This is a genomic window from Massilia eurypsychrophila (genome assembly GCF_002760655.1).
Taxonomy (GTDB): Bacteria; Pseudomonadota; Gammaproteobacteria; order Burkholderiales; family Burkholderiaceae_D; genus JAFCUW01.
The window spans coordinates 16,768-36,029 of record NZ_PDOC01000025.1 but is presented as its reverse complement, the minus strand read 5'-3'; the positions used below and the strand labels follow the sequence as shown (position 1 = coordinate 36,029).

Sequence of the window (19,262 nt, the reverse complement as noted above, 5' to 3'; positions counted from 1 at the left end):
CATATAACAAGATACGGAGTTTTTCATGGCACAAATCGAAGTCAAGGTTCCACAACTGTCGGAGTCGGTAGCAGAAGCGACCATGCTTTCATGGCACAAGAAAGTCGGCGAGCCAGTCACGCGCGACGAAAATCTGATCGACATCGAAACCGACAAGGTGGTTCTTGAACTGCCGGCGCCGGCGACCGGCGTGATCGTCCAGATCATCAAGGGCGACGGCACCACCGTCGTCGCCGGCGAAATCATCGCCATCATCGACACCGAAGCCGGCGTGATGGTCAGCCCGATCCCGATTTCCAGCGTCTCCACGCCGAACGCACCGGTGGCGCAAGCTCCGGCCGAAACCGCGCCGACACCGTCGAAAGGCGATATCGCCATGCCGGCCGCCGCCAAGATCCTTGCCGATAACGCCATGACCACCAGCCAGGTGTCGGGCACCGGTAAAGACGGCCGCGTCACCAAGGGCGACGTGCTCGGCGCAATCGCCGGCGGCGTCAAGCCTGCGTCCCCGGCGCCGCTGGCCGCACCCGTGGCCAAGGCGCAGCTGCAGCAGGTTGCAGCTCCCGCCCCGGCCCGACTGGGCGACCGTCCGGAAGAGCGCGTGCCGATGAGCCGCCTGCGCGCCCGTATCGCCGAGCGCCTGCTGCAGTCGCAGTCGACCAACGCGATCCTGACCACGTTCAATGAAGTGAACATGCAGCCGGTGATCGACCTGCGCAACAAGTACAAGGACAAGTTCGAGAAGGAGCATGGCGTCAAGCTCGGCTTCATGTCGTTCTTCGTCAAGGCGGCCGTCGCGGCGCTGAAGAAGTACCCGGTCATCAACGCTTCGGTCGACGGCAACGACATCGTCTACCACGGCTACTTCGACATCGGCATCGCGGTCGGTTCGCCGCGCGGCCTGGTGGTGCCGATCCTGCGCAACGCCGACCAGATGTCGATCGCCGAGATCGAAAAGAAGATCGGTGAATTCGGCGCCAAGGCCAAGGAAGGCAAGCTCACGCTCGACGACCTGACCGGCGGCACCTTCTCGATCTCGAACGGCGGCATCTTCGGCTCGATGCTGTCGACCCCGATCATCAACCCGCCACAGTCGGCCATCCTGGGCGTGCACGCGACCAAGGACCGCGCGGTCGTCGAAAACGGCCAGGTGGTGGTGCGTCCGATGAACTACCTGGCGATGTCGTACGATCACCGCATCATCGACGGCCGCGAAGCTGTCCTTGGCCTGGTCGCCATGAAGGAAGTGCTGGAAGATCCATCGCGCCTGCTGCTGGACCTGTAACCGCTGGTGCTTGAGCCGAACCTGCGCGCTGCTTGCAGCGCGTGCCAATGTCCGTTTTTGAGAGGTAGTCGTAATGAATGTCTCCGATGAAATCAAGCGTTTGCACGAACTGCACCTGGCCGGCGCGCTGACCGACGTCGAATTCGAACGCGCCAAGGCCAAGGCCCTTGGCACTGGCGCGGTCAACCTCGACAAGCCCTCCAGTGGCGGCGACGACCTGGTCGCCGAAATCGGCGCGCTGCGCCGTTCGCGCAGCGACCGCTGGCTGGGCGGCGTCTGCGGCGGCCTGGCCAAGGCGTCCGGCATGGAAGCGTGGATCTGGCGCCTGGTGTTCGTGCTGTTCACGCTGACCTTCGGCTTCGCGCTGCTGATCTATCTCCTGATGTGGATTTTCGTCCCCGAAGAATAAAAAGGATTATCAAGTATGAGCACTTCCAAACAATTTGACGTCGTCGTCATCGGCGCCGGACCTGGCGGCTACATCGCCGCCATCCGCGCCGCGCAACTGGGCTTTTCGGTCGCCTGTATCGATGAATGGGTCAACGCCAAGGGCGGTCCCGCCCCTGGCGGCACCTGCACCAACGTCGGCTGCATTCCGTCGAAGGCGCTGCTGCAGTCGTCCGAGCACTTCGAACACGCCGGCCACAGTTTCAAGGATCACGGCATCGACGTCGCCGGCCTGACCTTGAACCTGCCGCAGATGTTGAAGCGCAAGGACGTCGTCGTCAAACAGAACAACGAAGGCATCCTGTTCCTGTTCAAGAAGAACAAGGTCACCTTCTTCCACGGCCGCGGCGCCTTTGCCGGCACCGCTGAAGGCGGCTACAGCATCAGCGTCACCGGCGCCAATGCCGACACCCTCTCCGCCAAGCACGTCGTCGTCGCCACCGGCTCCAACGCGCGCGAACTGCCGGGCGCAGTGTTTGACGAAAAGCTGATTTTGTCGAACAGCGGCGCGCTCGCCATCGACGCGGTGCCGGCCAAGCTGGGCGTCATCGGCGCCGGCGTCATCGGCCTCGAGATGGGCAGCGTATGGCGCCGCCTCGGATCCGACGTCACGATCCTCGAAGGCCTGCCGACCTTCCTCGGCGCGGTCGACGAGCAGATCGCCAAGGAAGCGCACAAGCTGTTTACCAAGCAGGGCCTGAAGGTGAGCCTCGGCTGCAAGATCGGCCAGATCACGCCAGGCGCGAACAACGTCACGGTCGAATACGCCGACGCCGCGGGCGCCGCGCAGACGGCCGTCTTCGACAAGCTGATCATCTCGATCGGCCGCGTGCCCAACACGATCGGCCTGAACGCCGAATCGGTCGGCCTCAAGCTCGATGAGCGCGGCTTTGTCGCCGTCGACGACGACTGCAAGACCAGCCTGCCGAACGTATGGGCGGTGGGCGACGTCGTGCGCGGCCCGATGCTGGCGCACAAAGCCGAAGAGGAGGGCGTAGCCGTTGCCGAGCGCATCGCCGGCCAGCACGGCCACGTCAACTTCAACACGGTGCCGTGGGTGATCTACACGTCGCCGGAGATCGCGTGGGTCGGCCAGACCGAGCAGCAGCTCAAGGCGGCCAACGTCGCCTACAAGGCCGGCACGTTCCCGTTCATGGCGAACGGCCGCGCGCGCGCGCTGGGCGACACGTCGGGCATGGTCAAGGTGCTGGCCGACGCCACCACCGATGAAATCCTGGGCGTGCACATCGTCGGTCCGATGGCCTCCGAGCTGATCTCGGAAGCCGTCGTGGCGATGGAGTTCCGCGCCTCGTCCGAAGACATCGCCCGCATCTGCCACGCGCACCCGTCGCTGTCGGAGTCGACCAAGGAAGCCATGCTCGCCGTCGACAAGCGTTCGCTCAACTTCTGATAGTCCCCCACGAGCCGGCCGCACAAGCCGGCCCGTTTTGCATGGTTTGCCTCCCGCATGAATGTTCAAGAGTTTTACCAGCACGCGCTGTCCCAGCGCGGCTTCCGTTCCGACGAGGCGCAGCAGAAGGCGGTAGACCGCCTGCAACGCTCCTACGAGGAATGGGTGCACTACAAGTCGCGCCGCTCGTCGAGCCTGAAGCGCCTGGTCAACCGGCCCGACGTGCCGCGCGGCGTCTACCTGTGGGGCGGGGTGGGGCGCGGCAAGTCGTTTTTGATGGACAGCTTCTATTCGGTGGTGCCGCTGGTGCGCAAGACGCGCGTGCACTTCCATGAATTCATGCGCGGCATCCACCGCCAGCTCGATGAACTCAAAGGCGTCGCCGATCCGCTCGACGAAGTGGCGCGCCGCATCGCCAAGAAGTACCGCCTGATCTGCTTCGACGAATTCCACGTCTCCGACATCGCCGACGCGATGATCCTGCATAACCTGCTCAAGGCGCTGTTCGAAAACGGCGTCTCGTTCGTCATGACGTCGAACTACGATCCCGATCTGCTGTACCCGGACGGCCTGCACCGCGACCGCATGCTGCCGACCATCGCGCTGCTCAAGGACAAGCTCGACGTGCTCAACGTCGACGCCGGCGTCGACTACCGCAAGCGCGCGCTCGAGCAGGTCGAAAGCTACTACACGCCGCTCGGCGCCGCCGCCGACGAAGCGCTGCGCCGCGCCTACGCGAAGATCGCCGAAACGGCCGACGAAGACCCGCGCGTGCGCATCGAAGAGCGCGAGATCCGCGCGCTGCGCCGTGCCGGCGGCATCATCTGGTTCGACTTCGCCACGCTGTGCGGCGGCCCGCGGTCGCAAAACGACTACCTGGAAATCGCCAGCCGCTTCCACACCGTGGTGCTGTCGTCGATCCCGGCGATGTCGGCCTCGCACTCGTCCGAGGCGCGCCGCTTCACCTGGCTGGTCGACGTGTTTTACGATCACAAGGTCAAGCTGCTGATGTCGGCGGAAGTGCCGCCCGAAGAGCTGTACACCGAGGGGGTGCTGTCCAACGAGTTCCACCGCACCGTCTCGCGTATCATTGAAATGCAGTCGCGCGAGTACATGGAGTCCGCGCGCCGCGACGCCACCGAGGCGATTGCCTGATGCCGACAAAGGATCCAACCACCATGACGAAGTATTTTTCCTCGCGCGCCGTCGCTGCCGCGCTGCTGCTGGCGGCGCTGGCCGGCTGCGCCGCCGTGAAGGCGCCGGACGTGGCGCCGAGCGCGCCGCCGTCGCAGTCGGTGGCCGACGCCGACCGCAAGCTGGCCCAGGCGGCGCAGCAGCGCGCCGCCGCCGAAGCCGAGTTCGCCGCCAGCGAGCAGGTCTGCTATACCAAGTTCCTGGTCAACCGCTGCCTCGACACGGCGCGCGAGAAGCGCCGCCTGGCGCTGGCGGGGTTGCGCGTGATCGAAGTCGAGGCATCGCGCTACAAGCGCCAGGCCACCGTCGATGAGCGCGACCGCGAGCTGGCCAGGAGCGAGGCAGAATTCAAGGCCGACGAGGCCAAGCGTGCGGCCGAACCGCCGCCGCCGCCGCGCGAAGAAACGGCGCCGGCCGCGCGCAAGCCGACACGCGATGCCGCCGCCGAGCGGGCCGGCAAAGCGAAGAAGCGCGCAGCGCAGGACCAGGCCGACGCGGCCAAGCGCGCCGACAGTGTCGCCGCCTACGAAAAGCGCAAGCGCGAATCGGAAGAGCGGCAGCGCAAGGTGGAAGAGCGCAAGAAAGCGCGGGCAGCCGAAGCGGCGGCAAAAAAGTAAGTCCGCGATCGTTTAAAAGCCGTCGTGCCCGCCATTGGCGGACCCGACTCCCTGCTTTGGCGAGGAGAGGCTTGTTTGTCGCCGCGTGGCCGGCCCGGCTTAAACCGCGCGCCCCATCTTCTGCACCGTGTAGTTCGGCACATCCTTGGGCGGCTTGACCAGCTTGATGATCGCCATGGTGCAATTGCCGCCCTTGCCCTGGGCGCGCTCGGTGGCCTTGTCGATCAGCAGCTCGGACGCCTGCCGCGGCGCGCTCTTGCTCAGCACGGCGCCCAGTTCGGCGTCGGTGAAGAAGTGCCACAAGCCATCCGAACACAGCAGGAATGCGTCGCCGATGCCGAGCTCTTCCTGGCTGCCGATCGAAACGAACGGTTCCTTGCGGCTGTTGCCGAGCACATTGACCAGCAGTTTCGAGTGGCGGTGGTTGCGGGCCGACTCGGCCGGCAGCTTTTCGGTGCCCATCAGGTGGTCGATATAGCTGGCGTCGCTGGTGCGCGCCTTGCATTCGCCCTGCTGGAAACGGTAGACGCGCGAATCACCGACGTGGGCCCATACCGCCTGGCCGCCGGGGGTGATGATCAGCCCGGCAAAGGTGCATTGCGGTTCGGTTTCGGTAGCAACGCCGTTCATCTTGATGACCAGGTGGGTCTCGTGGACGATGTCGCGCAGCAGCGTGGCCAGCCGCTCGATGCCGGGATTGTCGCCCGGCTTGAATTCGTCGAACAGCTGCTTGGCGGTGTGCAGCACCTGTTCGGAGGCGGTGGCGCCGCCGGCGATGCCGTCGGCCAGTACAGCCATTACGTAGCCTGGGGCGCGGGCGCCGGCGAAAATGGCGCTGCGATCGTTCTGTTGTGGACGGTTACCGATGTGCTGGGCGGTCCCGGCTTCGAGCTTGTATGGTTTCATAAACGTGGGCTTTCGGGCCCCTGGTCCTAATCTATGTTGGCGGCAACGTCTCGGTAGATTAAACTATGCACTGTTTACGGCAAATGTTGCAAGCAGTTACTAGTTAGCGTCGCGACACAATCGCTCCAGATTGTATGCGGTTCGAGGGGCGCCATTTCAAAGTTTTTGTAATATTCTGTTGGGAACAGCAAAAAATGACGGATGTCCAAGAAATCCAGCGGCGGCTGATCGAACTCGACGTGGAACATCGCGACCTCGACGCGGTCATAGATATGCTGATCCTGGACGGCCATCACGACCAGTTGCAGCTGCGCCGCCTCAAGAAGCGCAAGCTGCAGTTGAAAGACCACATCACCCTGTTGAAAATGCAATTGGTGCCGGATGTTCCGGCCTGATCCGTCTTCGCTTCACTGAAATGCCATTTTGACCGACTCCATCCAGGCGCCAGGCGAGAGCCCCGACGCCGCCGACCACGGCGCTGCGCCGGCCGGCAAATACGACGCCGACATCGACCGCCTGTTCAGTGCAGGCGGCCCGCTCGCGCCTGCCGTCGGCAGTTTCAGCCCGCGCCGCTCGCAAACCGAGATGGCCAAGGCGATCGCGCAAGCCATATTCGACCAGAAGACCCTGATCGCCGAAGCCGGCACCGGCACCGGCAAGACCTTCGCCTACCTGGTGCCGGCGCTGCTGTGGGGCGGCAAGACGATCGTCTCGACCGGCACCAAGAACTTGCAGGACCAGTTGTTCCTGCGCGACATCCCGACCGTGCGCGCCGCCTTGCGCGCGCCCGTCTCGGTGGCGTTGCTCAAGGGCCGCTCCAACTACGTCTGCCATTACCACCTCGAGCGCACGATGCAGAATGGCCGCATGACCTCGCGCGACGACATCGGCCACCTGCGCGAAATCTCGCGTTTCATCAAGATGACCACCTCCGGCGACAAGGCCGAGCTGGCCAAGGTGCCGGAAAACGCCTCGATCTGGAACCTGGTGACGTCGACCCGCGACACCTGCATGGGCGCCGAGTGCCAGTATTACCAGGACTGCTTCGTCATGAAGGCGCGCCGTGAAGCGCAGCAGGCCGACGTCGTCGTCGTCAACCATCACCTGTTCTTCGCCGACGTGGCGCTGAAAGACACCGGCGTGGCCGAGCTGCTACCGTCGGCCAACACCATCATCTTCGACGAAGCGCACCAGCTGCCCGACACCGCCACGTTGTTCTTCGGCCAGACGGTGTCGACGTCGCAGATTCTCGAGCTGTGCCGCGACGTATTAGCCGAAGGCCTGGCGCACGCGCGCGGCGGCGCCGACTGGGCCAAGGTTGTCACCGTGGTCGAGAAAGCCGCGCGCGACCTGCGCCTGACGTTCCCGCAAGACATCATGCGCATGTCGCTGGCGCAAATCACGCCGTCCTCCGACTTCTTCCCGGCGCTGGCCACCGTCAAGGAGCACCTGGCGGCGATGATCGGCGTGCTCGAAGAGCAGGCCGCGCGCGCCGAGACGATCGAGCAGGTGCGCGTGCGCGCGGTGGAACTGGCGCAGTCGCTGGACGGCTGGAAAGCCGACGGCAAGGGCAAGATGGTCGAGGGCGACGAGGCGGTGCTGTGGGTGGAGGCGTTCTCGTCCTCGCTGCAGCTGCACAAGACGCCGCTGTCGATCGCGCCGATTTTCAACAACCAGCGCGAAGGCACGCCGCGCAGCTGGATTTTCACCTCCGCCACATTGGCGGTAAAGAACGACTTCAAGCACTTTTCCAACCAGATGGGCCTGACGGGCGAGCCGGCGCAGACTTGGCCGAGTCCGTTCGATTACGAGCAGCAAGGCTTGCTGTACGTGCCGAGCGGACTGCCCGACCCGAACGCGGTCGGCTACACCGACGCGGTGGTCGACTGCGCCTTGCCGGTGATCGAGGCGGCCGGCGGGCGCACCTTCTTCCTGTGCACCACCAACCGCGCCGTCAAGCACGTCGCCGAGCGCCTGCGCAAGGATTTTGCCGACCGCGGCCTCGAGTACCCGCTGTTCGTCCAGGGCGAGCGCGGCCGCACTGAATTGCTCGACTCGTTCCGCAGCGCCGGCAACGCGGTGCTGGTCGGCAGCCAGAGTTTCTGGGAAGGCGTTGACGTGCGCGGCGACGCGCTGTCGCTGGTCATCATCGACAAATTGCCGTTCGCGCCGCCGGATGATCCGGTATTGGCCGCGCGCATCGACGTGATGGAAAAGCAGGGCATGAACGGCTTCATGCACCACACCTTGCCCGAGGCAATCATCAACCTCAAGCAGGGGGCCGGGCGCCTGATCCGTGACGAGACCGACCGCGGCGTGCTGATGATTTGCGACCCGCGCCTCATTTCCAAATCGTACGGCAAGCGCGTCTGGCAAAGCCTGCCGCCATTCAAACGCACGCGCCTGCAATCCGACGTCATCGACTTCTTCAAGCCCGCGGCGCCCTGACTTCGCCGACGATCCAATGCATGCCAAAAAATCGGGGTCAGACCCGTTTTTTCGCGACGTCGTTCCTGAATCGGCCATCAAACAAACGGGTCTGACCCCAATTTATTTGATCGACAAAAAGCAGGCCGTCGAACTGCCAAGGACGCAAAAAATCGGCGACTTCTAAAACCGGGGTCAGACCCGGTTTTTGTACATTAAAAGTCGGTGCGGCCCGTCGAAAAAACGGGTCTGACCCCAATTTTTCGCTTGGCGGAATTGCGGTTCGCGTCTTGGCTACGGCACGATGACGACTTTGCCCGTGACCTTGCGCGCCGCCATGTCGTTCAGCGCCGTCGCCGTGTCCGCCAGCGCGTAGCGGCCCGAAATGCGCGGCTTGATCTTGCCTTCTGCCAGCCAGCCCAGCAGCTGGCGCATCGCGCCCATGTTCGCTTTCGGTTCGCGCTTGGCGAACTCGCCCCAGAAAACGCCAACCACCGAGGCGCCTTTCAGCAGCATCAGATTCCACGGCAACTTCGGGATCTCGCCATTGGCGAAGCCGACTACCAGGTAGCGCCCGCGCCAGCCGATCGAGCGAAACGCCGCCTCCGAATAGGCGCCGCCGACCGGGTCGTAAATCACGTCCGGCCCCTTGCCGCCGGTCGCCGCCTTGATCGCTTCGCGCAAGTCGGCCGTCGTGTAATTGATCGTGTCGTCGGCGCCGTGCGCGCGGCACACCGCCAGCTTCTCGTCGCTCGAGGCGGCCGCGATCACGCGCGCGCCGAGCGCCTTGCCGATCTCGATTGCCGCCAGCCCGACGCCGCCGGCCGCGCCCAGCACCAGCATCGTCTCGCCCGCCTTCAGCCCCGCGCGGTCGACCACCGCATGGTGCGAGGTGCCATAGGTGAGGGTGATGGCGGCGGCGGTGTCGAAGTCCATGCCGGGCGGCATTGGCATCACCGCCGCCGCCTGCGCCACCACCTGCTGGGCGAACGCGCCCTGGGCGGTGAACGCGATGACCTTGTCGCCGACCTTCACGCTCGCCACGCCGTCACCGACGGCGCGCACCACGCCCGACAATTCGCTGCCCGGCGTAAATGGCAGGGCCGGCTTGACCTGATACTTGCCCTGGATGATCAGTACGTCCGGAAAGTTGACGCCGGCCGCCTTGACCTCGATGACCACTTCGCCCAGTCCCGCCACCAGGTCGGGCAACTCCTGCACTTCCAGACTGTCTGGCAGCCCCCACGCTTTGCACACCACCGCTTTCATCGCCGTCTCCGCTTTGTTGTGTTTTATGAAAAATAGTACGACCGTTTGATTTTTAATTATGCCCGTTCCGGCCCGCTCTGCCAATGCGCTTGAGGCCGCAGGAGGCTTTGCGTTCGCGCAAAGTGACAAAAGTCGAGCTTGTTACAGTCTTGGATGCGAGCGCGCCGTTAGCATTTTGTAAATGGGGAGGTAGAAATGGCAATCCGTTATGGCTGTTTCTTCAGTTATGCACATGGCCGCCACGAACTGATGGTCCGGTTCAAAACCGCGCTGGCCGATGCGCTGCGCTGCTACCTGGAACCGTATTTCGACCACGAGGACGAGCTGTTCGTCGACCATGAGCAACTTGGCGGCGGGGACGACCTCGACCGAAAAATCGCCCGCGCCATGTGCGAGAGCGTGTGCATGATCATGATCTACACGCCCAAGTACGAGGCCCATCCCTACACCCGGCGCGAGTACGCGGCAATGCAGCTGCTCGAGGCCGAACGCAGCCAGTGGTACGACATGCCGAGCCACCTGATCATCCCGGTCATCATGACGCGCCACCCGACCCAGCTGCCGCCGCAAATTACCAATTCCAGCCTGTACGTGGACTTTTCGCACTTCACCATGGCCACCGCCGACCTGAAGTCGAACATCGACTTCATCCCCGACATCGACAAGATCGTCAAGCGCATCGTGTTGCACTATCAGTACCAGAAAATGTACACGCCTGCGAGCCACGACTGCAACCATTTCGTGCTTCCCGATGTCCCACCTGAATGGCGCGACATGCCGGAAGTATCGTTCCCAAAAAAATAAAAGGAGTTTTATGGAAATCACCCGCATTACGCTACCGCCGATAACCGCTCCCGGCGAAGTGACCACGTTCTACTCATTCGAGAGCGGAACGGCGCGCAGTGTGGCGCTGTCGAACATGGCAGTGCTGCTGGCGGGGCGCAACAACGCCACGGTGCCGGTGCTCATGATCGATTGGGACACCGAATCGCCTGGCCTGCACCACTACGTCGATCAGCATGACGAGCGTCCCGGCCTGCTCGAATATTTCGAGGCCTGCCGCGACCACATCGAGCTGCTGGCGCGCACCGCCGCCCCGCTGAGCGATGTCAAGATGGCCCGGCAGGTGCTCGAGGCGGTCGACTGGGAGCCGTACGTCGAGCGTGTCGATCACAGCCGTCCGCTGTACCTGATGCGCGCCGGCCGCTTCGACGACAGCTACGGCGAGCGCGCCGACCGCATCGACTGGGACGGACTGTTCGCCGCCTGCCCGGCGCTGTTTCGCTGCTTCGCCGACCACATGGCGCGCCGCTTCCGCCACGTGCTGGTTGACGCCCGCAGTGGTCGCTCGGCCGCCGTCAGCATCTGCACCACGCTGCTGCCGCGCAAGCTGGTGGCGCTGTTTACGCCGAACCAGCGCAGCCTCGAAGGCCTCGCCGGCGTGGTCACCCGCAGCATCGAATACCGCTGCAGCCACGAAGACGAGCAGCGCCCGCTGCTGGTCTACCCATTGCCGTGCTCGATCGACAGCGCCGACTGCGCGCGCCGCCTGCAGTGGCGCCGCGGCGACCCGCAAAAGGGGCTGGCCGGCTACCAGCCTGCGCTCGAACAGCTGCTGCGCGAATCGTACGGCCTGGCCCAGCTCTCGCTCGACAGCTACCTCGACGAGGTGCAGCTGCAGCAAACCAACGCCATGTCCAGCGGCGAGCACTTGTCGGTGCGCGCCGATCCCGAAGGCGACCGTTTCTCGCTGACCCGCACCTTCGAAACATTGCTCGACTGGGTCGCCGACGGCCACTTTCCCTGGCAATCGCATGCCGAGGTCGGCCTGCTGACGAGCATCTCCGCCGCCCGCCTGCTGTCGGCCGACGGCATTTCCACCGCCGTGTCGGTGCCGTTGGCGGCCGACCTGAAGCGCCTGGGCGACCTGTACCGCCGCCAGGACCGCGAGCGCCAGGCCCAGCAATGTTACGAAGAAAGCACGCGCTTGCGCCAGCGCCTGCTCGGCGAAGATCATGCCGACACCCGCCTGAGCCGTTCCTGCCTGGCCGACCTGCTGCGCAAGGTCGGCAAGCTCGACGAAGCAAAATTTCTGTACGAGCAGCTGGCCGACGACTGCCAGCGCCTGTTCGGCGCCGACCATCCCGACACGCTGGCCGCCATGTCCGGCCTGGCGGCCACGTTGGCCCAGCTGGGCGACTTCGCGGCGGCGCTGCCGCTGCACGAGCAAATCGTCGACGCGTGCGACCGGCTGTTCGGCCCCGACCATGTGATGACCCTGGCCAGCATTGCCGCCCAGGCCGACACCATCATCTCTTCGGGCAACCCCGAACGGGGCCGCTTCCTGTACGAGCGGGTGCGTTTCGGCCGCGAACGGCTGCTCGGCAGCGAACACGAGGACACGCTGCGCAGCACCGAACGGCTGTCGCTGCTGCTGTGCCAGCTCGGCGAAACGGCCCAGGCCATCCAGCTGCAGGAATCGGTGGTGCGCGCGCGCGAGCGCCATGCCGGCGCCGAGCACCGCTACACCGTGCAGGCGCGCGAGGCGCTGGCCGAAATCCTCGCCGTGCGCGGCGACCTCGATGCCGTGCTGGCAATCCAGGAAACGCTGGTGCGCTCGCACAAGGTGCGCCTTGGCGCCGAGCATCCCGATACGCTCAACGCCCAGCTGCGCTTGTCGAGCACGCTGGGAGAGCGCGGCGACTTCGACGCCGCCCGCCGCATCCAGGAGCACGTCGTCAGGCTGCACGAGAGCATCCACGGCATGGACGACATCGAAACGCTCTACAGCAAAAAGCTGCTATCCGAAACCTTGTCCAATCAGGGCAACGACAGCGCCGCGCGCACGCTGAGCGAGACGGTCCAGAAAGGCAACGACCGGCTGCGTCATATCGGCATGGTGTCCGGGCCGCACGAGTCGGACCGTGGCGAACTGGGCATGAAGGCGGCCATCCTCGACGTGCGCGGCGCCGCTGCCAGCCCGAAGTCGCTGGCCCAGGAACTGGGCAAGCTGCGCGAGCTGATCATCCACAGTCCACGTGAAGCGCGCGAGTTGGCCGACAGCCTGTCGCCGATGGTGCTGGGACCGAATGTCGCCACGCCACTCAGGCGCAAGGGCATGGAGATGATCAAGCTGGTGTACAAGCAGGAAGGCGACAAGGATGCCTTGCTCGCCTTCAGCGAAGCGGTGCAGTCCTTCTTCGAAGACGCGCTGCTCGAAGCGGCCGGCGGCAAGCAGGCCGGCGGGCTGTAGGGCAGGCAAGCAGGGCGGCACGGCAACGATTTTTTATCCGTCATCGTCGCGCCGGGCTTGGGCAGCACCATTTCCGTCGGTGGCAGGAATGGCCTTCCTGAGCGCATCGGCATGATGAAACCTGGTTTGACTGGCGCCAGGCCGGCCTGTTCGCAATCATCCTGACAATGGTGTGTTGGCGCCGCAACGATTGTTTACTCCCAGCGCGCCGATGCGACCGTTGCTTCAGGTAAAATTGCTGCATGAGAATACTTATCAGTAATGACGACGGCTATCTCGCCCCGGGCATCAATGCCCTGGCCGAAGCGCTCGCCTCGGTAGCCGACATCGTTGTTGTCGCCCCCGACAGCAACCGTTCCGGCGCGTCGAACTCTCTGTCGCTCGATCGTCCCTTGTCGGTTCAGCAAGCTTCCAACGGCTTTTATTTCGTCAACGGCACGCCGACCGACTGCGTGCACGTGGCGCTGACCGGCATGCTCGACTACCGGCCCGACCTGATCGTCTCCGGCATCAACAACGGCCCCAACATGGGCGACGACACGCTGTACTCCGGCACCGTTGCCGCCGCCACCGAAGGCTACCTGTTCGGCATCCCGGCGATCGCATTTTCCCAGGCCGAGTACGGCTGGACCCACATCGACGCCGCCGCCAGGCTGGCGCGCGACATCGTGCTGCGCCGCTTCGACGCACTGTCCGCCCCGTGGCTGCTGAACGTAAACATTCCGAACCTGCCGTACGAGCGGCTCGGCGCCATCACCGCCACCCGCCTCGGGCGCCGTCACCAGGCCGAGCCGGTGATCCGCGCGCTCGACCCGCGCGGCCGCGAAATATTCTGGATCGGCCCGCCGGGCGCCACCCGCGATGCCGGCGAAGGCACCGATTTCCACGCCGTCGCCCAGGGCCAGGTATCGATCACGCCGCTGCAGGTCGACCTGACCCACAAGACCCAGCTCGCCCAGCTGGCGCGGGACCTGGCATGAAAGAGAAGAACAGCAACTTCCCGCTGCCGCTGTCGTCGCTGACGCGGCCGGCCGAACGCAAGCCGGGCGCCTATTCGCCGGCGCCGGTGGCCACGCCGCAAACGGCGACGCGCAACGCCGCCCGCACCGCGGTGCTGGCGCCGTATGCGAGCCCGACCATGCGGGCGGCGCCGTCGAAGTCGCACAGCGAAGCGCTGCAGCGGGCCCAGCCGGCAACGCCGAGCGCGCCGCGTCCGGACCTGATGGTGTCCGACGCCATCCGGCGCCAGATGGTCAACCGCGTCGCCAAGCAGGGCGTGCAAGATCAGCTGGTGCTGGCCGCGCTGGAACGGGTGCCGCGCCACGCGTTCATCGAGCCGGCGCTGTCGGCTCAGGCGTACATCGACGCCTCGCTGCCGATCGGCCACCATCAGACCATTTCCCAGCCGTACATCGTGGCGCGCATGATCGAAGTGATGCGCAACGGCGGCAAGCTCGGCCGCGTGCTCGAGATCGGCACCGGCTGCGGCTACCAGGCCGCCGTGCTCGCCTGCGTGGCGCAGGAGGTGTTCTCGATCGAGCGGATCAAGCCGCTGCACGAGCTGGCCAAATCGAATTTGCGGCCGTTGCGCATTTCTAACCTGCGCTTGCATTACGGAGATGGTATGCTTGGCCTGCCGCAGGTCGCCCCATTTGACGGCATCATCCTGGCCGCAGCCGGCCTCGAGGTCCCGCGGGCGTTGCTCGAACAACTGGCCATCGGTGGCCGCCTGGTCGCGCCGGTCGGCGCCCAGGTCCAGCACCTGCAATTGATAACCCGCCGCGGCAAGGCTGACTGGATGAGTGAAACACTCGAAGCTTGTCACTTTGTACCGTTGCGCCCCGGCACCGTCTAAGCTGCCTGTGTGACTAGCCATGGATTGCCGACACCTATACTGATGAGAATGAATCAAACACGCCCTTTAGCCTCGCTGACCCTGACCCTGACCCTGACCCTGTCCCTGGGAATGCTGAGTGCCTGCAACACCGCCAACCGCAAGGCGCCCGTCATTGACCGTATGTCGCCCGCCGTTGCCAGCCGTACTGCCGCCGCCGACGACGCCAGGGAAGATGCGCGCGGCACCTATACCGTCAGGCGCGGCGACACCTTGCTGCGCATCGCCCTCGACCACGGCCAGAATTACCGTGACGTGGTGGCATGGAACAACCTGGCCAACCCGAACGACATCAAGGTTGACCAGGTCTTGCGCGTGGCCCCGCCCGAGCAGGACAGCGCCGCCGTGAAAACGACGCCGATCGCGATGCCGGAGAGCCGTCCGGTCGTGGCCGTGGTGCCGAAAAAGGCCGCGCCGCGCGTCGACAGGCGCGCCCACAGCGACGCCGCGCCGGCCGAGATGAAAAAAGACGACGGCGCCAGGGTTGCCGACAAATCCGACATCGCCGACAAGGCCGACAAGCCGGAGCCGAAAATGGAAAAGGCCGTCGTCGCCGCGCCGGTTACGGCCATCGTCCAGGGCAGCGCCGTGACCGCGGTCGACGACGAGAAACTGAGCTGGATGTGGCCGTCCGAGGGCAAGATCGTCGCCACCTTCGACGAGGGCAAGAACAAGGGCATCGACATCGCCGGCCGGCCCGGCCAGCAAGTGATGGCGGCCGGCGCCGGAAAAGTCATGTACGCTGGCAGTGGCATCCGCGGTTATGGTAACCTTGTGATCGTCAAGCATAGCAACAGCTTGCTCTCGGCCTACGCTCACAACCGCAGCATTGTTGTGAAAGAAGGCCAGAACGTAAACAAGGGCCAGATGATCGCCGAGATGGGCGATTCGGACGCCGATTCGGTCAAACTGCATTTTGAAATTCGCCAGCAGGGCAAGCCGGTCGATCCATCCAGGTTCCTGCCAACCCGCTAAGCCGATGCCATGAAACGCCCATGACAATGCCGCCGCACCAGCTGGAAGACGATTCGGGGTCGGACGATTTCCCTGACGGCCCGTTGGACGACAGCGTGATCGATCCGGACGATCGCGACAGCCCCGATCCGGATGCGGCGCCCGCGCCCGGCGTGGCGCTGGCCAGCGTCGATGAACTCAAGAAAGTCCTGGCCGCCGAGCTCTCGACCGACACCACCCAGCATTACCTGAACCAGATCGGCACCCGGCCGCTGTTGACCGCTCCCCAGGAGGTCCATTTCGCCACCTTGGCCAAGTCGGGCGACTTCAGCGCGCGCCAGACGATGATCGAACACAACCTGCGCCTGGTGGTGTCGATCGCCAAGCACTACATCAACCGCGGCGTCGTGCTGCTCGACATGATCGAGGAGGGCAACATCGGCCTGATGCGCGCCATCGACAAGTTCGAGCCGGAGCGCGGTTTCCGCTTTTCCACCTACGCCACCTGGTGGATCCGCCAGAGCATCGAGCGCGCCATCATGAACCAGGCGCGCACGGTGCGCCTGCCGGTGCACATGGTGCGTGAGCTGAACCAGGTGCTGCGCGCCAAGTACCACCTCGAGGCACAGCACCACAACGGCAAGGACGCCACCGCCGAGGACATCGCCCACCTGGTCGGCCGCCCGGTCGAGGAGGTGCAGGACATCCTGGCGTTGTCCGAGCACGCCACGTCGCTCGACGCGCCGCTCGACAACGATCCGCAGTCGAGCCTGATGGATATGTTGCCCGGCGACGCCGACGACAGCCCCGACGCGCGCGCCGAACACCACGAAATGACGGTGCTGGTGCGCGACTGGCTCACCAAGTTGCCCGACAAGCAGCGCATCGTCGTCATGCGCCGGTTCGGGCTCGACAATGACGATCCGGCCACGCTCGAAACGCTGGCCGAGGAGATGGGCGTCACCCGCGAACGGGTGCGCCAGATCCAGCAGGAAGCCCTCGTCAAGCTGAAGCGGGCGATGGCCGCCCGTGGCGTGGTGCGCGATTCCTTGCTATGATGCGCCCGGGCCGAACGGCCCGCAGACCCGCTTGTTTCCCCACTATTCATCGTCCGCCGGCGCCATGCGCCCGCCGACTCTTATTGCCGAATCGCTATGCCAGACATTCAGATTGACATCAAATCCCTCGACATGGATGCGCGCGGCGTAGGCCACCTGCAAAACGAGGACGGCTCGAACGGCAAGGTGATTTTCGTCGAAGGCGCCTTGCCCGGCGAGCGCGTCAGCTTCTTGACGTTCAAGAAAAAGAAGAACTGGGAAGCGGCGCGCATGACCGAATTGCACCGCGCCACGCCGATGCGGGTGGCGCCGAAGTGCCCGCATTTCGACAATTGCGGCGGCTGCTCGATGCAGCACCTGGAGCCGTCGGCCCAGGTGGCGATGAAGCAGCGCGTGCTCGAGGACAACCTCTGGCACATCAGCAAGGTCAAGTCGGAAAACATCATGCGGCCGATGTACGGCCCGACCTGGGGCTACCGCTACCGGGCGCGGCTGTCGGTGCGCCACGTGGCCAAGAAGGATACGGTGCTGGTGGGTTTTCACGAAAAGCGCTCCGCCTTCGTTGCCGACATGACCGAATGCAAAATTTTGCCGCCGCACATAGAGGCGATGTTGCTGCCGCTGCGCGCGCTGATCGGCGCACTGTCGATCTACGACCAGATGCCCCAGATCGAAGTGGCGGTCGGCGAGGAAGTCACGGCGATGGTGCTGCGCATCATGGCGCCGCTGACGGCCGCCGATGAGGCCTTGCTGAAGGCCTTTGCCGACCAGTGGAACATCCAGTGGTGGCTGCAGACGAAGGGTCCGGAGACGGCCGCGCCGTTCTATCCGCTGGACAAGGAGCTGTACTACACCTTGCCCGAGTTCGGCGTCAAGATGCCGTTCAAGCCGGTCGACTTCACTCAGGTCAACCACATGATCAACCGGGTGCTGGTGTCGAGCGCGCTGCGCCTGCTCGACGTCCAGCCGCAGCACCGCGTCGCCGACCTGTTCTGCGGCCTCGGCAACTTCACCTTGCCGCTGGCCACCCGCTGCGCCGAAGTGGTCGGCATCGAAGGCAGCACCAGCCTGACCGAACGCGCGCAGGACAACGCCAGGGCGAACGGATTGTCGGCCAAGACCAGCTTCCTCACGCGCAACCTGTTCGACGTCACCACCGAAGACCTCGTTGCGCTGGGCAAGTTCGACCGCATGCTGATCGATCCACCGCGCGACGGCGCCATGGCGCTGGCGCAAGCCCTGGCCGGCCTGCGCGCCAGCCATCCCGACATGCTGCCCGAGCGCATCGTCTACGTCTCGTGCAGCCCGTCCACCCTGGCGCGCGACGCCGGCATCCTGACCCACGAGGCCGGCTACGTGCTGAAAAAAGCCGGCGTCGTCAACATGTTCCCGCACACCTCGCACGTCGAATCGATGGCCGTGTTCGAGCTGGCCGCAGGGGTCTGAGCCGGTTTTGCGGTCAGGGTCAGACCCCGAAGGTGCCGGCGCTCCGGGGTCTGACCCCGACAGAAGAAACGGGTCAGACCCCAGCGGCTACAGGTGGCGCCGGTCAGCGTCATCGCCCCGGCAAGCTGCAGGTACTGCCGGCCAATTGATCTGGCTGGTACTGACGAAAAAAAGCCGACCCACGGGTCGGCTTTTTCGATAACAGCGAAGAATTTACTCGCGGCTGCCGCCACCAATGCCGAGCAACGACAGCAGGGCGGTGAAGATGTTGTACACGTCCAGGTAGATCGACAGCGTGGCGGTGATGTAGTTCGTCTCGCCGCCGTTGATGATGCGCTGCACGTCATACAGGATGAAGGCCGAGAAGATACCGATTGCCATCACCGAGATGACGATCGACAGTGCCGACATGCCGAGGAAGATATTGGCCACCGATGCCAGAATCAGCACGATCACGCCGGCCATCAGCCACTTGCCCATCATCGAGAAGTCGCGCTTCGACACGGTGGCGACGCTGGCCATGACCGCGAAGATACAGGCGGTGCCGCCGAATGCGGTCATGATCAGGCTGCCGCCGTTGCTGTAACCGAGCGTATGGCGCAGCAGCGGCGTCAGCAGCAGGCCCATGAAGAACGTGAAGCCGAGCAGGAAAGCGACGCCGGCCGCCGAATCCTTGGTCTTGTTGATGGCGTAGATGAAGCCGAATGCAACCGCCAGGAACAGGACGAAGCCCATCATGCCGCTTGGAATCGGCACCTGCATCGTCACGCCGACGAACGCGCCCAGGATGGTCGGGATCATCGACAGCGCCAGCAACCAGTAGGTATTGCGCAGGACGCGATGCCGTACGGCCTGGGTATCTACCGCATATTCGTAGCCTTGTTGCATGGTTGGAATCATAGTGCCTCCGATACGTGAAAAAAGGTGAAGCTCGCTAAAAGAATAGCACACAGCGAAAAAAACGCGCAGAATCGCCGGCAATGACCAGGCAGATTTGCTAGCGCCACTCTAGCACTTCCGCGCCCGCAGGTGCAATATCAGTCAGATGGGGTGTTGTATGGTAAAATCAAAGGTTGATTGAGTTCCTATTTTCTCGATTTA

18 protein-coding genes are annotated in these 19,262 nt (G+C 64.4%); 15 read left to right on the top strand and 3 right to left on the bottom strand.

Annotation, left to right across the window (positions count from 1 at the left end; all coding sequences use genetic code 11):
* Positions 1-25: 25 nt before the first annotated feature.
* The 5 genes from odhB (at position 26) to CR105_RS23845 (ending at position 4,954) form a co-directional block, all read left to right on the top strand.
* Positions 26-1,285: a 2-oxoglutarate dehydrogenase complex dihydrolipoyllysine-residue succinyltransferase gene (gene odhB / locus CR105_RS23865; protein WP_099792910.1), complete on the top strand. Its 1,260-nt coding sequence runs from the start codon at positions 26-28 to the stop codon at positions 1,283-1,285.
* Positions 1,286-1,358: 73 nt separating this feature from the next.
* Positions 1,359-1,694: a PspC domain-containing protein gene (locus CR105_RS23860; RefSeq protein ID WP_099792908.1), complete on the top strand. Its 336-nt coding sequence runs from the start codon at positions 1,359-1,361 to the stop codon at positions 1,692-1,694.
* A gap of 15 nt (positions 1,695-1,709) precedes the next feature.
* A complete protein-coding gene (gene lpdA, locus CR105_RS23855) occupies positions 1,710-3,143 on the top strand; it encodes a dihydrolipoyl dehydrogenase (protein ID WP_099792906.1) in 1,434 nt (477 codons plus the stop codon).
* 57 nt (positions 3,144-3,200) lie between these two features.
* Positions 3,201-4,298, top strand: coding sequence for a cell division protein ZapE (zapE, locus tag CR105_RS23850; RefSeq protein ID WP_099792904.1), 1,098 nt, complete (start codon positions 3,201-3,203; stop codon positions 4,296-4,298).
* Between the two features lie 23 nt (positions 4,299-4,321).
* The gene (locus CR105_RS23845; protein WP_099792962.1) at positions 4,322-4,954 is read left to right on the top strand and encodes a hypothetical protein; all 633 of its coding nucleotides are present in this window, start codon (positions 4,322-4,324) and stop codon (positions 4,952-4,954) included.
* 99 nt (positions 4,955-5,053) lie between these two features.
* Here the strand turns inward: CR105_RS23845 and CR105_RS23840 are convergent, their stop codons facing one another.
* On the bottom strand, positions 5,054-5,860 hold the full coding sequence (locus CR105_RS23840) for a PP2C family protein-serine/threonine phosphatase (RefSeq protein ID WP_099792902.1): 807 nt from the start codon (positions 5,858-5,860) through the stop codon (positions 5,054-5,056).
* Positions 5,861-6,054: 194 nt separating this feature from the next.
* Between CR105_RS23840 and CR105_RS23835 the strand changes: the two genes are divergently transcribed.
* From CR105_RS23835 to CR105_RS28520, 3 genes are read left to right on the top strand one after another with little or no spacing between them, the layout of a single operon-like run.
* The gene (locus CR105_RS23835) at positions 6,055-6,255 is read left to right on the top strand and encodes a YdcH family protein (RefSeq protein WP_073212909.1); all 201 of its coding nucleotides are present in this window, start codon (positions 6,055-6,057) and stop codon (positions 6,253-6,255) included.
* Between the two features lie 28 nt (positions 6,256-6,283).
* Positions 6,284-8,308: a DNA repair helicase YoaA gene (yoaA, locus tag CR105_RS23830; protein ID WP_099792900.1), complete on the top strand. Its 2,025-nt coding sequence runs from the start codon at positions 6,284-6,286 to the stop codon at positions 8,306-8,308.
* A 16-nt stretch (positions 8,309-8,324) separates the two neighbouring features.
* Positions 8,325-8,474 carry a hypothetical protein gene (locus CR105_RS28520; RefSeq protein WP_180288297.1) on the top strand — a complete coding sequence of 50 codons (150 nt, stop codon included), beginning with the start codon at positions 8,325-8,327 and terminating at the stop codon, positions 8,472-8,474.
* 107 nt (positions 8,475-8,581) lie between these two features.
* Here the strand turns inward: CR105_RS28520 and CR105_RS23825 are convergent, their stop codons facing one another.
* Positions 8,582-9,556, bottom strand: a complete 975-nt coding sequence (locus CR105_RS23825) for an NADPH:quinone oxidoreductase family protein (protein ID WP_099792898.1) — start codon at positions 9,554-9,556, stop codon at positions 8,582-8,584.
* 195 nt (positions 9,557-9,751) lie between these two features.
* Here CR105_RS23825 and CR105_RS23820 point away from each other — a divergent pair, with 195 nt between their 5' ends.
* From CR105_RS23820 to rlmD, 7 genes are all read left to right on the top strand, one after another.
* Positions 9,752-10,360 carry a toll/interleukin-1 receptor domain-containing protein gene (locus CR105_RS23820; RefSeq protein ID WP_099792896.1) on the top strand — a complete coding sequence of 203 codons (609 nt, stop codon included), beginning with the start codon at positions 9,752-9,754 and terminating at the stop codon, positions 10,358-10,360.
* A 10-nt stretch (positions 10,361-10,370) separates the two neighbouring features.
* Positions 10,371-12,809: a tetratricopeptide repeat protein gene (locus tag CR105_RS23815; RefSeq protein ID WP_099792894.1), complete on the top strand. Its 2,439-nt coding sequence runs from the start codon at positions 10,371-10,373 to the stop codon at positions 12,807-12,809.
* Positions 12,810-13,051: 242 nt separating this feature from the next.
* The gene (surE, locus tag CR105_RS23810) at positions 13,052-13,789 is read left to right on the top strand and encodes a 5'/3'-nucleotidase SurE (protein ID WP_099792892.1); all 738 of its coding nucleotides are present in this window, start codon (positions 13,052-13,054) and stop codon (positions 13,787-13,789) included.
* Positions 13,786-14,664 carry a protein-L-isoaspartate(D-aspartate) O-methyltransferase gene (locus CR105_RS23805; protein ID WP_099792890.1) on the top strand — a complete coding sequence of 293 codons (879 nt, stop codon included), beginning with the start codon at positions 13,786-13,788 and terminating at the stop codon, positions 14,662-14,664. Before surE ends, CR105_RS23805 begins: the two co-directional genes overlap by 4 nt.
* 48 nt (positions 14,665-14,712) lie before the next feature.
* Entirely contained in the window at positions 14,713-15,678 is a 966-nt protein-coding gene (locus tag CR105_RS23800) for a peptidoglycan DD-metalloendopeptidase family protein (protein WP_370660702.1), read from the top strand.
* A gap of 26 nt (positions 15,679-15,704) precedes the next feature.
* Complete coding sequence (gene rpoS / locus CR105_RS23795) at positions 15,705-16,715, top strand: RNA polymerase sigma factor RpoS (RefSeq protein ID WP_370660703.1); 1,011 nt, start codon at positions 15,705-15,707, stop codon at positions 16,713-16,715.
* Between the two features lie 96 nt (positions 16,716-16,811).
* On the top strand, positions 16,812-18,161 hold the full coding sequence (gene rlmD / locus CR105_RS23790; protein ID WP_099792884.1) for a 23S rRNA (uracil(1939)-C(5))-methyltransferase RlmD: 1,350 nt from the start codon (positions 16,812-16,814) through the stop codon (positions 18,159-18,161).
* A 213-nt stretch (positions 18,162-18,374) separates the two neighbouring features.
* Here the strand turns inward: rlmD and CR105_RS23785 are convergent, their stop codons facing one another.
* Complete coding sequence (locus CR105_RS23785; protein ID WP_099792882.1) at positions 18,375-19,061, bottom strand: Bax inhibitor-1/YccA family protein; 687 nt, start codon at positions 19,059-19,061, stop codon at positions 18,375-18,377.
* Between the last annotated feature and the right edge of the window lie 201 nt (positions 19,062-19,262).

What these genes read in the sequence shown, in the direction of transcription:
- CR105_RS23825 (WP_099792898.1), bottom strand. Translation starts at nt 9,556, where the DNA reads ATGAAAGCGGTGGTGTGCAAAGCGTGGGGGCTGCCAGACAGTCTGGAA.
- rpoS (WP_370660703.1), top strand. Translation starts at nt 15,705, where the DNA reads ATGCCGCCGCACCAGCTGGAAGACGATTCGGGGTCGGACGATTTCCCT.
- CR105_RS23860 (WP_099792908.1), top strand. Translation starts at nt 1,359, where the DNA reads ATGAATGTCTCCGATGAAATCAAGCGTTTGCACGAACTGCACCTGGCC.
- surE (WP_099792892.1), top strand. Translation starts at nt 13,052, where the DNA reads ATGAGAATACTTATCAGTAATGACGACGGCTATCTCGCCCCGGGCATC.
- CR105_RS23805 (WP_099792890.1), top strand. Translation starts at nt 13,786, where the DNA reads ATGAAAGAGAAGAACAGCAACTTCCCGCTGCCGCTGTCGTCGCTGACG.
- zapE (WP_099792904.1), top strand. Translation starts at nt 3,201, where the DNA reads ATGAATGTTCAAGAGTTTTACCAGCACGCGCTGTCCCAGCGCGGCTTC.
- CR105_RS23820 (WP_099792896.1), top strand. Translation starts at nt 9,752, where the DNA reads ATGGCAATCCGTTATGGCTGTTTCTTCAGTTATGCACATGGCCGCCAC.
- CR105_RS23840 (WP_099792902.1), bottom strand. Translation starts at nt 5,860, where the DNA reads ATGAAACCATACAAGCTCGAAGCCGGGACCGCCCAGCACATCGGTAAC.
- rlmD (WP_099792884.1), top strand. Translation starts at nt 16,812, where the DNA reads ATGCCAGACATTCAGATTGACATCAAATCCCTCGACATGGATGCGCGC.
- odhB (WP_099792910.1), top strand. Translation starts at nt 26, where the DNA reads ATGGCACAAATCGAAGTCAAGGTTCCACAACTGTCGGAGTCGGTAGCA.
- CR105_RS23800 (WP_370660702.1), top strand. Translation starts at nt 14,713, where the DNA reads ATGAATCAAACACGCCCTTTAGCCTCGCTGACCCTGACCCTGACCCTG.
- CR105_RS28520 (WP_180288297.1), top strand. Translation starts at nt 8,325, where the DNA reads ATGCATGCCAAAAAATCGGGGTCAGACCCGTTTTTTCGCGACGTCGTT.
- CR105_RS23785 (WP_099792882.1), bottom strand. Translation starts at nt 19,061, where the DNA reads ATGATTCCAACCATGCAACAAGGCTACGAATATGCGGTAGATACCCAG.
- CR105_RS23835 (WP_073212909.1), top strand. Translation starts at nt 6,055, where the DNA reads ATGACGGATGTCCAAGAAATCCAGCGGCGGCTGATCGAACTCGACGTG.
- CR105_RS23815 (WP_099792894.1), top strand. Translation starts at nt 10,371, where the DNA reads ATGGAAATCACCCGCATTACGCTACCGCCGATAACCGCTCCCGGCGAA.
- CR105_RS23845 (WP_099792962.1), top strand. Translation starts at nt 4,322, where the DNA reads ATGACGAAGTATTTTTCCTCGCGCGCCGTCGCTGCCGCGCTGCTGCTG.
- lpdA (WP_099792906.1), top strand. Translation starts at nt 1,710, where the DNA reads ATGAGCACTTCCAAACAATTTGACGTCGTCGTCATCGGCGCCGGACCT.